Annotated in this window: 9 protein-coding genes; 5 read left to right on the forward strand and 4 right to left on the reverse strand. The window is 63.7% G+C overall.

Features of this window, described 5'->3' with window-relative positions; translation table 11 throughout:
- The first annotated feature begins 56 nt into the window (after positions 1 to 56).
- The gene (locus CK501_RS00845) at positions 57 to 2,255 is read left to right on the forward strand and encodes a TonB-dependent receptor (RefSeq protein WP_095615834.1); all 2,199 of its coding nucleotides are present in this window, start codon (positions 57 to 59) and stop codon (positions 2,253 to 2,255) included.
- Positions 2,256 to 2,321: 66 nt separating this feature from the next.
- Here the strand turns inward: CK501_RS00845 and fhuB are convergent, their stop codons facing one another.
- From fhuB to CK501_RS00865, 4 genes are read right to left on the reverse strand one after another with little or no spacing between them, the layout of a single operon-like run.
- Complete coding sequence (fhuB, locus tag CK501_RS00850; RefSeq protein WP_095615835.1) at positions 2,322 to 4,295, reverse strand: Fe(3+)-hydroxamate ABC transporter permease FhuB; 1,974 nt, start codon at positions 4,293 to 4,295, stop codon at positions 2,322 to 2,324.
- A complete protein-coding gene (locus CK501_RS00855; RefSeq protein WP_095615836.1) occupies positions 4,295 to 5,212 on the reverse strand; it encodes an ABC transporter substrate-binding protein in 918 nt (305 codons plus the stop codon). The genes fhuB and CK501_RS00855 overlap by 1 nt, the downstream gene beginning before the upstream one ends.
- Before the next feature lie 19 nt (positions 5,213 to 5,231).
- Positions 5,232 to 6,002: an ABC transporter ATP-binding protein gene (locus tag CK501_RS00860; protein WP_095615837.1), complete on the reverse strand. Its 771-nt coding sequence runs from the start codon at positions 6,000 to 6,002 to the stop codon at positions 5,232 to 5,234.
- The gene (locus CK501_RS00865) at positions 5,983 to 6,756 is read right to left on the reverse strand and encodes a siderophore ferric iron reductase (RefSeq protein ID WP_158223004.1); all 774 of its coding nucleotides are present in this window, start codon (positions 6,754 to 6,756) and stop codon (positions 5,983 to 5,985) included. The genes CK501_RS00860 and CK501_RS00865 overlap by 20 nt, the downstream gene beginning before the upstream one ends.
- 324 nt (positions 6,757 to 7,080) lie before the next feature.
- On the opposite strand from CK501_RS00865, the gene trpE reads away from it, so the two are divergent.
- From trpE to trpC, 4 genes are read left to right on the forward strand one after another with little or no spacing between them, the layout of a single operon-like run.
- Entirely contained in the window at positions 7,081 to 8,562 is a 1,482-nt protein-coding gene (gene trpE / locus CK501_RS00870; RefSeq protein WP_095615839.1) for an anthranilate synthase component I, read from the forward strand.
- 16 nt (positions 8,563 to 8,578) lie between these two features.
- Positions 8,579 to 9,172, forward strand: coding sequence for an anthranilate synthase component II (locus CK501_RS00875; protein ID WP_095615840.1), 594 nt, complete (start codon positions 8,579 to 8,581; stop codon positions 9,170 to 9,172).
- 6 nt (positions 9,173 to 9,178) lie between these two features.
- The gene (trpD, locus tag CK501_RS00880) at positions 9,179 to 10,219 is read left to right on the forward strand and encodes an anthranilate phosphoribosyltransferase (protein WP_095615841.1); all 1,041 of its coding nucleotides are present in this window, start codon (positions 9,179 to 9,181) and stop codon (positions 10,217 to 10,219) included.
- Positions 10,216 to 11,025 (forward strand): indole-3-glycerol phosphate synthase TrpC, encoded by an 810-nt coding sequence (trpC, locus tag CK501_RS00885; protein ID WP_095615842.1) that lies wholly within the window; start codon positions 10,216 to 10,218, stop codon positions 11,023 to 11,025. Before trpD ends, trpC begins: the two co-directional genes overlap by 4 nt.
- The last annotated feature ends 83 nt before the right edge of the window (positions 11,026 to 11,108 follow it).

The raw sequence follows: 11,108 nt of genomic DNA on the forward strand, positions 1-11,108 counted from the left end.
TGTTGCCGTCTGTTAATCTCGCCACCACGCGCAATCGACGATAAGGAGTATTTGCTATGCGCCAACCCAAAAGACTATCCCGCACCCCTCTTGCCATCCTCTGCATGACCGGGATGGCAGCGGGGAGTGCGCCTATGGCTTTCGCCCAGGAACCGATGGGTTCCCTTGATGAGCTGGTCGTCGTGGGTAACCGTGCTCCCTCCCAGATCAGCGAAGTTCCGGGCACGGTCTGGGTACTGGAAGGCGAGGAGCTCCAGCGCCAGTTCGACAGTGGTCAGAGCCTAAAGGACACGCTGGGTAAACTGGTCCCCGGCATGGACCTTGGCACCCAGAACCGTACCAATTTCGGCCAGAACCTGCGGGGGCGCAGTGTGCTGGTGATGATTGACGGGGTTTCCCTTAACTCCTCCCGAGGAATCAGCCGCCAGTTTGACAGTATCGACCCCTTCAATATCGAGCGCATTGAAGTGCTTTCCGGCGCCACTGCCATCTACGGCGGCGGCAGCACCGGCGGCATCATCAACATCATCACCAAGAAGGGTGACTCCGGCGGACCGCAATTCGAAACCGAAGTCGGTGCGACCAGCGGCTTCAACAACTCCAATGACCGGGACCTTAGAGGTGGCCAGTCCATCAGCGGCGGCAATGAGTTCGTGAAGGGCCGACTCGCCGTTGCCGGCCAGGACAACGGCGCCTTCTACGACGGCAATGGCGACCCCATCCTGCCGGACATCACCCAGACCGACCTGCAGTACAACCGCACGCTTGATGTCATGGGCAATCTGCAGTTCGAATTCAGTGATACCCAGAGCCTGGACCTGACCGCGCAGGTCTACAACTCGAAGTTCGATGGCAACAAAGGCCTCTACCTAGGCCAGAACCTGTCACGGCTGAACAACCCGGAGATCCGTAACGGTTTCACGGCCGACCGGGAACCTGAATCCGACCGGTACCTGGTCAACGCTTCCTATCGCGATACCGATTTCCTCGGCCATACGGCCTACCTTCAGACCTCGACCCGCAATGAGGAAATCAGCTTTCACCCATTTCCAGGCTCACAAATGCGCTCTGTGGGGGCTTCGAAGCAGAATACCGAGCAACACACACTGAAGGCGATGCTGGTCAAGGAGCTGGGCGATGTGGAGCTGACCTATGGCATGGATCTGGACCGGGAAGACTTCGATGCCAATCAGATGATTTTCGATTTCGACCAAGCATTCGAATCCGGACTGCTAGTGAACGAAGCCAACTACACTACCCCACGCTACCCCAGCTATCGAGTAGATGGTACAGCCGGTTTCCTTCAGGCGGAATGGCAGGCGACGGACCGACTCAAGCTTGACGCCGGCATCCGTCACCGGCGTGCAAGCCTGGAGGTCGGCTCCTTTGTGCCCGTACAGCAGCGAATCAATATTGAGAACGGTAATGCCTCCTCCGCTGAACCGATCCCTGGCGGCAAGAACGACTATAACATCACACTGCTCAATGCCGGCGCGATCTACAGTCTGACCAACGACCAGCAGATCTGGGGTAGTTTCAATCAGGGTAATGAGATCCCGGATCCCGGCAAGGTACTCGGGCAGGGGGAGTACAGCCTCTCCGGGAACGGCCGGTACCAGCTGACTGACTTCCTGGATCTCGACAGCAACAACCTGCCGGCACTGAAAACTAACCAGGTGGAGCTCGGCTGGCGTCGCCATACGCCGGATTGGGACGCACAGATCGCGACCTACTACACATGGTCCGATAAGGACACAGAGATCACGGACCGTTTGACCGTGGATATCGTGGATTCCAAGACTCGCGCTTACGGTCTTGAAGCCAGCGGTACCTGGCGCCTGACCCCCCAATGGCAGCTTGGCGGCACTGGCCATTATGTGAAGTCAGAAACCCGGCAGAACGGCGACTGGCAGGACCAGATCGTGACTGAGGCCAGCTTGCCCAAGGCAACAGCCCATATCCAATGGGGTGATGATGACACCAGCGTTCGCTTCCAGGGCGTGCACGCCTTCGATATCGATGACGCCCAGGGCAACGAGATTGAAGGCCCGACAACCTTCGACCTCCAGGGCACGCAGCGGCTGCCGGCCGGTGAGATGACGCTAGGCATCAACAATGTCTTTGACAAGCAGTACACAACAGTGTGGGGTCAAAGGGCTCAACTGTTGTACGAGCCATATGTTGGAACAACGGCACCCTTTGAGTTTAAAGGCCGCGGCCGCACCTACACCCTTTCCTACTCCATCAAGTACTGAGCTCCGGGCCAGTGCTAGATCTCACCCCCGGTTCAGCCGGGGGTTCCCTCCGTTTACCTGAACCCCCTACCCCAACCGCCGCCGAGTCAGCAGAAAGATGAAGTAGCTTCCTCCAAGAAGCGCCGCCATCAGCCCGGCCGGCAACTGGTCCGGGTAAAGCAGCGTCCGGCCCAGCCAATCGGAAAGCGTCATCAGCCCCATGCCCACCATGGCCGCCAGCACCAGCTGGGGCAGAACGCGCCGGGCCCCCAGCAGGGCGGCCACATGCGGTGCCAGCAGACCCACGAAGGCCACCGGCCCCATCAGAGCGGTTACCAGGGCACAGAGTGCGCAGACCACGAGCAGCAGAACCATGCGGGCCCGGGCCACGTTGACGCCGCGGGCGCGGGCCATGGGATCCCCGATGGAGATCAGTGTCAGCCAGCGGTTGAACACCAGGACCAGCAGGACCAGTGCCGCTACTCCGGCCGCCAGAAGCAGGGACCGGTCCGCGGAGGCGCGATAGGTGGAGCCAGAAAGCCAGCCCAGGATGAGGTGCGTGCTCTGGGTGCCCTGGGCCAGCACGAAATGCACCAGCGCCTCCATCAGTGCCGCCAGTGAAATGCCCACCAGGATCACGATGCCCGGCGCGTAGTGGGAGCGCCGTCCGATTACCATCAAAACGGCCAGCACCACCAGACTGCCGAGGAAGGCCACGCCCGGTCCCGCCTGGTAAATGGAAGTGCCCGTCCAGAGCGTAAAAATCACCAGCGCCAGGGTCGCACCCGCGGACATCCCCAGGATGTCCGGGCTCGCCAGTGGGTTGCGGATCAACCGCTGCAGAATGAGACCGGCAACCGCCATACCCACACCCGCCGCCGAGGCGGTCAGCAGGCGCGGGGCCCGCAGGGACCAGATCAGCTCCGAAGGCCATGCAAGGGGAAGGCCTGGAACGAAACCGCCCGCCTCCGGGGTATAGGTGAGCGTCAGGAGGATCAGCGCTAGAAGAACGCCCACCGCCAGCCCCCAGGTCAGCCAGGTGGTGCGGCGCGCGCCGTGGGGAAGCGTCAGCGCAGTCTGGTCACCATGGCTGAGTTTACGGTGCGCGAAAATCACCAGCGCCGGTGCTCCCACCAGCGCGGCGGCGGTTCCACTCGGTACCAGCTCACCGAACCAGTCCCCGGCTGCCTGGGCCATCGAATCCGTTGCCAGCAGCAGAACGGCGCCCAGCAACGCGCTGCTGGCCAGCTCATCCCCGGCCCGGCGTGCGCCCAGTGAGCGGGCGATATTGGGCGCGATCAGCCCGAGAAAGCCGATGATCCCTACAGCCGTGATGCTGGTGGCCAGTATCCAGAGTGCGCCGATGAGCAGAACCACCAGAACGGGGCCGTAACTGAAGCCACGCCCCCGTGCCCCCGCCTCGCCCAGGCGCATCAGGGTTAACGGCCTGGGTGCCAGCATCAGGATCAGCGGCAGGACCAGAAGACGGGGCCAGAGCCACTGCACCCAGTTCCAGTCATTCTGGGTCAGGTTGCCGGTGCCCCAGATGAAGACGCCCTGGGCCGCCTCCTGATTCAGGAGGATGATCGCGGAAGCCGCCGCCCCCATCAGAAGATGGGTCGCCATACCCGCCAGGATCACCGGCAGGCCGCTGATGCCATTGCGCCCGGCAATGACCAGGACAAGCCCAACGGAAGTCGCCGCGCCGACCATGGCAACAAGCGCCCGCTCATCCACTGCCAGCGCGGGCAGCCAGACACTGGCGCAGACAAGCGCCAGCCAGGCACCTGACGAGGCACCGATGGTCAGGGGCGATACGAGCGGGTTCCGGGTGACCTGCTGGAGAAGGCTGCCAACCGTCCCCAGAACCGCCCCGACCAGAACCGCCAGAATGACCCGCGGAAGCGCCGCGTAGAAAAAGCGGACCTGCTCGAAGCCGCTGGGGTCAGCCCCGGTGATCAGCTGCCACTGAGCCGCAAGGGCAAGGTTATTATCCAGCTGGAGGTGGAGCACCCCCAGCGCCAGGACAAGGCCGGCCCCGACTGCGTACCGGGCCAGCATCAGGGCTCAATGGTCAGCAGTGCGTCCGTCATGTTCTCCGCGAGGTAGCGCAGGGACATGGCGCCACCGTAAACCCAGGCAGGCTCAACAGGCGCCACCCGCCCAGCCTCGACCACAGGCAGCGCATTCCAGAGCGGTTTCTCCAGCAGATCGCCCGCCAGGACCGTGGGCCTGAAGTACAGCAGAGCGTCATCCCGACCAAGCTCGTTCAGGTCAGCCACCTCTTTCTGGGTCTGACCCCACTGGCTCGCCGGCTGCGGCATGGCCGATTCCATGCCCAGCTGGCGGAGCACGTACCAGGGCATACCATTGGTTCCGAACACACGTACTACAGTCGGGCTGGCAAACCCGACACTGACCACTGCCGGCAGATCCTCACCAAAGTGGTCGCGGAGCCGACCTCGGAGCCAGATGAACCTGGCCTCCAGCATGGCCAGCTGATGCCGCGCACGCTCCTCACGCTGGAACAGACGCCCCAGTTCCAGGAAGATGGTCTTCGCCTGTTCCGCGTTGCTGTGGTCCTTACGGAAGGCATCAAAAAACAGCACCGGCGCCACCCGGCTCATCTTGTCGGCCAGTCCGGACTGGTCGGTGGACAGCAGGATGACGTCCGGATCCAGTGAGGCAATGCGCTCCATGTTCGGTTCCGAACGCTTGCCCACATTGACCACCGAGTCCGGCAGTTGCGGCTGCACCACCCAGCGGCGGTAACCCGGCACATCCGCCACGCCTACCGGATCAACCCCGAGCTCCACCAGGTTTTCCGCCATGGACCAGTTCAGCGCCACGACACGTTCCGGCACCGACTCGAAGGTCTGCTCACCACGGCTGTCGGTTACAGTAATGTCGGCACTAGCGGTGAATGCCAGGCAGAGCCCCAGCACCAGTGCGCCAAGCTGTTTCAGTTGCAGGACCATCAGTTAAAGGAACTCCTGTTCACGCGACCACCGCAACCGGGCGCTGGGTGCCGGGCTGCGCGATCAGATTGATGTCGATTCCGTAGAGGGTACTGAGCAGATTCGGCGAGAGCATGGCATCCGGTGTGCCGTCGAAGGCGACCTCGCCGTGCTTCAGGGCGATGACCCGGTCGGCGTAGCGGGCCGCCAGGTTCACATCATGCAGGATCACCACAACACCACGGCCCGCCGAGCGGTTGAGACCGCGCAGCAGCGCCATGCACTCATACTGGTGGGACAGATCCAGGGCCGAGGTGGGCTCATCCAGCAGGAGAAGCGGTGCTTCCTGGGCCAGCAGCATCGCGATCCAGGCTCGCTGGCGCTCACCACCGGAGAGTTCATCCACCAGATGTGTGGCATATTCCCCCATACCGGTCTGCTCCAGCGCCCAGTCCACGGCCATCGCATCGCCGCTCTGCCAGCGCCTGACCAACCCCCGCCACGGGAAGCGCCCCAGACGCACCAGCTCGCGCACGTCCAGGCCAGCCACCTCCGGCAACTGCTGTGGCAGGAACGCCATGCGCCGTGCCAGATCCCGCTGGCCGTAGCGCTCCAGCGGCTGCCCGTCCAGATGGATCACCCCCTGATCCGGCTTCATCTGCCGGGCCATGATCTGCATCAGGGTGGATTTACCGGATCCGTTGTGACCGAGAACGGCCGTGAATTCGCCATCTCCCAGAGTCAGCCTGTCCACCCCCAGTATGGTACGGCCATCCCGATGGACCCGGATGTCAGACAGCGACAGCTTCATGGCTCAGCTCCTCCAGTTGACGCCGTTCCCGCTCCGACTGGCTAAGTTTCGGGCAGGATGAACAGTAGCAGCCATCATCCCGCCGGTAGTGCATGCAGCAGGCACGGCGTTCCAGCCCCAGAACCACCTGCCCGCCCGGGAGTTCAAGTGGCAGATACCGGCTCTGGCCTCTCAGTCCGGTGGCCGCCAGCCAGGCCCGGCCAAGGGCCTCAACGCGCTCGTTACTGAACCCGGCAACAGCGAGGCCCACCCGCTGGACCGCGATCAACAGCATATCCGCCAGCAGGCGATTCGCCGTCAGTGGCTTGATCCGGGTCACCGTTTTCAGGCCCTCCAGGAGCTCATCGCGAACCCGCAGCAGATGCACTGATGCCGCCTCGATGCGCTCTTGTTCGGACTCAGGTGTGCCAGGCCACCCTCCCTGCAGCCGGAACCCGGCCACCACACCCTGTTCCACCCGCTGCCAGAGCCGGTCCACCGGTACCACGGCACCGGCACCGTGAACGCCCAGAACCGAGAGAAACACCGGCTGCCACATCAGCAGCGTCCAGGTCCGGACCGAGGAGTACGGCTGCCCGGCCTCCGGGTACCCCTCTGCCCAGACACGCTGTATGGCTGCGATCACCTGCGTGTTCTCGGCGCCGGGCGAAAGACCGGGTTCCACGGCGGGAGCGGCCGCACCATTGAGCCCGGGATGAAGCCTGGCTGCAAGGCTGAGAAGGCCTGACTGGTCACAGTGATCCGATGTCTGCATAAGCCGCGCTCGCGGGTCCGGAGACCGGGTGGACGAAACTCCCCGCCATTGTGCAGTGATGGGGGAAATACCGCAAATACGAATCCGTATCATTCGGGAGCTGTTTCCCCGAACGGTTGCTTCCGTTCCACCTCTCCGCTAACCTGATCACGTTGTACCAACCATCGGGAGAGCGGCCGTGACCGCCAGACTGAAAGAAGCAATGCTGACCGTGCACCCCGCACGCTGGGCCAATCCGCGCTGGCGATGGTGAACCATCACCACTGAGCGCCCGTGGTCGAGGCCACGATTCCACAATGCCCATGCTTTTTTCAGGACAGATCCATGACGCCCGAACAGTTCGACGCCTATGCCGGTGAAGGCTATAACCGCATTCCCGTTCACCGGGAAGTGTATGCGGATCTCGACACCCCACTGAGCACCTATCTCAAACTGGCCGATGGCCCCTATTCCTACCTGCTGGAATCCGTCCAGGGCGGCGAGAAATGGGGCCGTTATTCCATTATCGGCCTGCCGGCCCGTGAACGGTTGCGGGTGAACGGCCATGAGATCGTGCACGAGTCCGACGACGGCGTGATCGAATCGCTCACCGCCGAGGATCCGCTGGCGTACATCGAGGCATTCCAGGCCCGTTACCACTCACCGGACCTGCCTGACATGCCCCGCTTCAACGGCGGCCTGGTGGGCTACTTCGGTTACGACACGGTGCGCTTCATCGAGCCGCGGCTGCGGGACAGCGTACCGCCGGACGAGCTGGGAACGCCGGATGTGCTGCTGATGGTGTCCGACGAAGTGGTGGTGTTCGATAACCTGCGCGGCAAGCTCCACCTGATCGTCCAGGCCAGCCCGGCAAGCGCCGGCAGCTATGAAGCGGCCGTTCAGCGGCTGGATGAACTGGAAAAACGGCTGCGCGAAACCCGTGTCACCAGCCCGGTTTCCGAGGCCACCGGCAATCGCATCGAGGAGCGTGACTTCCACTCGGACTTCACCCAGGCCGACTTCGAAGCGGCGGTGGAGAAGATCCGGGAATACGTGCTGGCCGGCGACGTCATGCAGACCGTACTCTCACGACGCATGTCCGTGGCCTTCGAGGCGCCCCCGCTGAACCTCTACCGCGCGCTGCGCTGCCTCAACCCCTCGCCCTACATGTACTTCCTCAACCTTAAGGACTTCCACATTGTGGGCTCCTCGCCGGAGATCCTGGCGCGGGTGGAAGACGAGGAGGTAACGGTGCGCCCCATCGCGGGTACCCGCAAACGCGGCGCCAGCCGTGAGGAAGACGAGGCGCTGGAGCAGGAACTGCTGGCCGACCCCAAGGAGCGTGCCGAGCACCTGATGCTGATCGACCTGGGCCGCAACGATATCGGCCGTGTGACCGAAACCGGCTCGGTAACGCTTACGGATACCATGACGGTCGAGCGCTACTCCCACGTCATGCACATCGTCTCCAACGTCACCGGCAAGCTGCGCGAGGGCCTCTCCTGCATGGACGTACTGCGCGCCACCCTGCCTGCCGGCACGCTCAGTGGCGCCCCCAAGATCCGCGCCATGGAGATCCTGGACGAACTCGAACCGGTCAAGCGCGGTGTCTACGGTGGCGCCGTGGGCTACCTCTCCTGGAGCGGCAACATGGACACGGCCATCGCCATCCGTACCGCGGTCATCAGGGATGAGACCCTGCATATCCAGGCGGGTGCCGGCGTGGTGGCGGATTCCGTGCCGCGCCTTGAATGGAAGGAGACCCAGAACAAGGGTCGCGCCATCTTCCGGGCCGCCGACATGGCCCTCACCGACTTCGACCACTGAGGAGAGGGAGACCCGCATGCTGCTGATGATCGATAACTACGACTCCTTCACCTACAACGTGGTCCAGTATCTGGGCGAGCTGGGTGCCGAGGTAGTGGTACACCGTAACGACACCATCACCATCGACGAAATCGAGGCCATGGCCCCCGAGCGGATCGTGATCTCCCCCGGCCCCTGTTCACCGGACGAGGCCGGCATCTCGCTGGAGGTGGTGCGCCGCTTTGCCGGTCGCATCCCGCTTCTGGGCGTGTGCCTGGGCCACCAGTGCATCGGCCAGGTCTTCGGCGGCAAGGTGATCCGTGCGGGCCAGGTCATGCACGGCAAGACCTCGATGATCCATCACCGAGGCGAGGGCGTTTTCGCCGGGCTGGAGAATCCCTTCGAGGCCACACGCTACCACTCGCTGGTGGTGGACAAGGATCACTGGCCCGACAGCGAACTTGAGATCACGGCCTGGACGGAGAATGAGGACGGCTCCATGGAAGAGGTCATGGGCCTGAGGCACCGTACCCTGACCATCGAGGGTGTGCAGTTCCATCCGGAGTCGATCATGACGCGCCACGGCCATGAGCTGTTGCAGAACTTCCTGAACATGACGAACCGGGGGTAGACCACCATGGACATCCAGACCGCCATCGCCAAAGTGGCCGAACGCCAGGACCTGAGCACCGACGACATGAAGGCGGTGATGCGCACCATCATGCAGGGTGAGGCTACGGATGCCCAGATCGGCGGCTTCCTGATCGGCCTGCGCATGAAGGGCGAGGCCATCGACGAGATCACCGGCGCCGTGGAGGTCATGCGGGAGCTGGCCACCGGCGTCACGCTGGATGTGCCCAATGTGGTGGACATTGTCGGTACCGGCGGTGACGGGGCCAACCTGTTCAACGTCTCCACTGCGGCTACCTTCGTTATCGCCGCCGCCGGTGGCAACGTGGCCAAGCACGGCAACCGCTCGGTTTCCTCGCGCAGCGGCAGCTCGGACCTGCTCGACCAGGCCGGGCTGCGCCTGCACATGACGCCGGAGCAGATCACCCGCTGCGTGCACGAACTGGGCGTGGGCTTCATGTTCGCCCCCAACCACCACACGGCCATGAAGCACGCCGTGGGCCCCCGCAAGGAGCTGGGCGTCCGCACCCTGTTCAACATCCTCGGGCCCATGACCAACCCGGCCGGCGTGAAGCATCAGGTGATCGGTGTGTTCAACGGCGACCTCTGTGTGCCCATGGCGGAAGTCCTGCGCCGGCTCGGCAGCGAGCATATCCTGATTGTCCATTCCGAGGACGGCCTGGACGAGATCAGCCTGGCCAGCCGGACCCGGGTCGCGGAACTGAAAGACGGTGAGATCAGCGAATACCATATCCGGCCGGAAGACATGGGCATCAGGGCCCGGCCGATCTTTGACCTGCAGGTGGCGGATGCCACTGAATCCCTGGCGCTGATCCGCGAGGCCCTGAGCCCGAGTCCGGGTGAGCGCGCCGCCATCGCCCGGGACATGATCGCGCTTAATGCCGGCGCCGCACTCTATGCCGGCGACCTGGCGGAGTCACTGACCGAAGGCGCCCGCAGGGCCCTGGCCGCCATGGAAAACGGCAGTGCCCTGGAACGCATGGAGCAGCTGGCCGAACTCAGCCAACGGATGGAGCAGGCGGAATGAACGACGATACGCCCACGGTTCTCAAACGCATCGTCGCCCGCAAGCATGAGGAAGTGGCCGAGCGCCAGCGCCGGTTGTCCCTCGAGGACTGCCGGACCGAAGCGCGGGCACAGCCCGCCACACGAGGTTTTGCCGCCGCGCTGCAACGACGGATCGATGCCGGTGATCCAGCGGTGATCGCCGAGATCAAGCGGGCCTCGCCCAGTGCCGGCGTCCTTCGCGACCCCTATGACCCCGCTGCCATCGCCCGCGACTACGAGGCCCATGGTGCCGCCTGCCTGTCCGTGCTCACGGACCGGGACTTCTTCCAGGGGGGCGAGGCGGACCTGATGGCCGCCCGCGAGGCCTGCAGCCTGCCGGCACTGCGCAAGGATTTCATGGTTGACGAATACCAGATCCACGAAAGCCGCATTGCCGGCGCCGACTGCATCCTGCTGATTGCCGCCTGCCTGTCCGTCACGCAGATGCAGGCGCTGGCCGGCACGGCCCGCGAGCTGGGTATGGATGTGCTGGTGGAAGTCCACAACGAGGCGGAACTGGAACAGGCCCTGCAGGTGGACAGCCCCCTGCTCGGCATCAACAACCGCGACCTACATACCTTTGAGGTCTCACTGGACACCACCCGGCAACTCCATCAGAGGGTGCCCACGGATCGCCTCACCGTGACCGAAAGCGGCATCCACACCCCCGAGGACGTCGCGGCCATGCGTGAACGCGGCATCCACGCCTTCCTGGTGGGCGAGTCCTTCATGCGCGCCGGGAGCCCTGGCTACCGGCTGGGCGAACTGTTCTTCCAGAAGGTCTGAGGGAAAGCGCTGAACGCAATGGGCCCATGGGGCGTATCCTTCAGGGTGTGCTACCTTTTCCATTGTTAAACGACCCCAGCAGG

The organism is Halovibrio salipaludis (assembly GCF_002286965.1).
Lineage (GTDB): Bacteria > Pseudomonadota > Gammaproteobacteria > Pseudomonadales > Oleiphilaceae > Halospina > Halospina salipaludis.

What these genes read in the sequence shown, in the direction of transcription:
- CK501_RS00845 (WP_095615834.1), top strand. Translation starts at nt 57, where the DNA reads ATGCGCCAACCCAAAAGACTATCCCGCACCCCTCTTGCCATCCTCTGC.
- fhuB (WP_095615835.1), bottom strand. Translation starts at nt 4,295, where the DNA reads ATGCTGGCCCGGTACGCAGTCGGGGCCGGCCTTGTCCTGGCGCTGGGG.
- CK501_RS00855 (WP_095615836.1), bottom strand. Translation starts at nt 5,212, where the DNA reads ATGGTCCTGCAACTGAAACAGCTTGGCGCACTGGTGCTGGGGCTCTGC.
- CK501_RS00860 (WP_095615837.1), bottom strand. Translation starts at nt 6,002, where the DNA reads ATGAAGCTGTCGCTGTCTGACATCCGGGTCCATCGGGATGGCCGTACC.
- CK501_RS00865 (WP_158223004.1), bottom strand. Translation starts at nt 6,756, where the DNA reads ATGCAGACATCGGATCACTGTGACCAGTCAGGCCTTCTCAGCCTTGCA.
- trpE (WP_095615839.1), top strand. Translation starts at nt 7,081, where the DNA reads ATGACGCCCGAACAGTTCGACGCCTATGCCGGTGAAGGCTATAACCGC.
- CK501_RS00875 (WP_095615840.1), top strand. Translation starts at nt 8,579, where the DNA reads ATGCTGCTGATGATCGATAACTACGACTCCTTCACCTACAACGTGGTC.
- trpD (WP_095615841.1), top strand. Translation starts at nt 9,179, where the DNA reads ATGGACATCCAGACCGCCATCGCCAAAGTGGCCGAACGCCAGGACCTG.
- trpC (WP_095615842.1), top strand. Translation starts at nt 10,216, where the DNA reads ATGAACGACGATACGCCCACGGTTCTCAAACGCATCGTCGCCCGCAAG.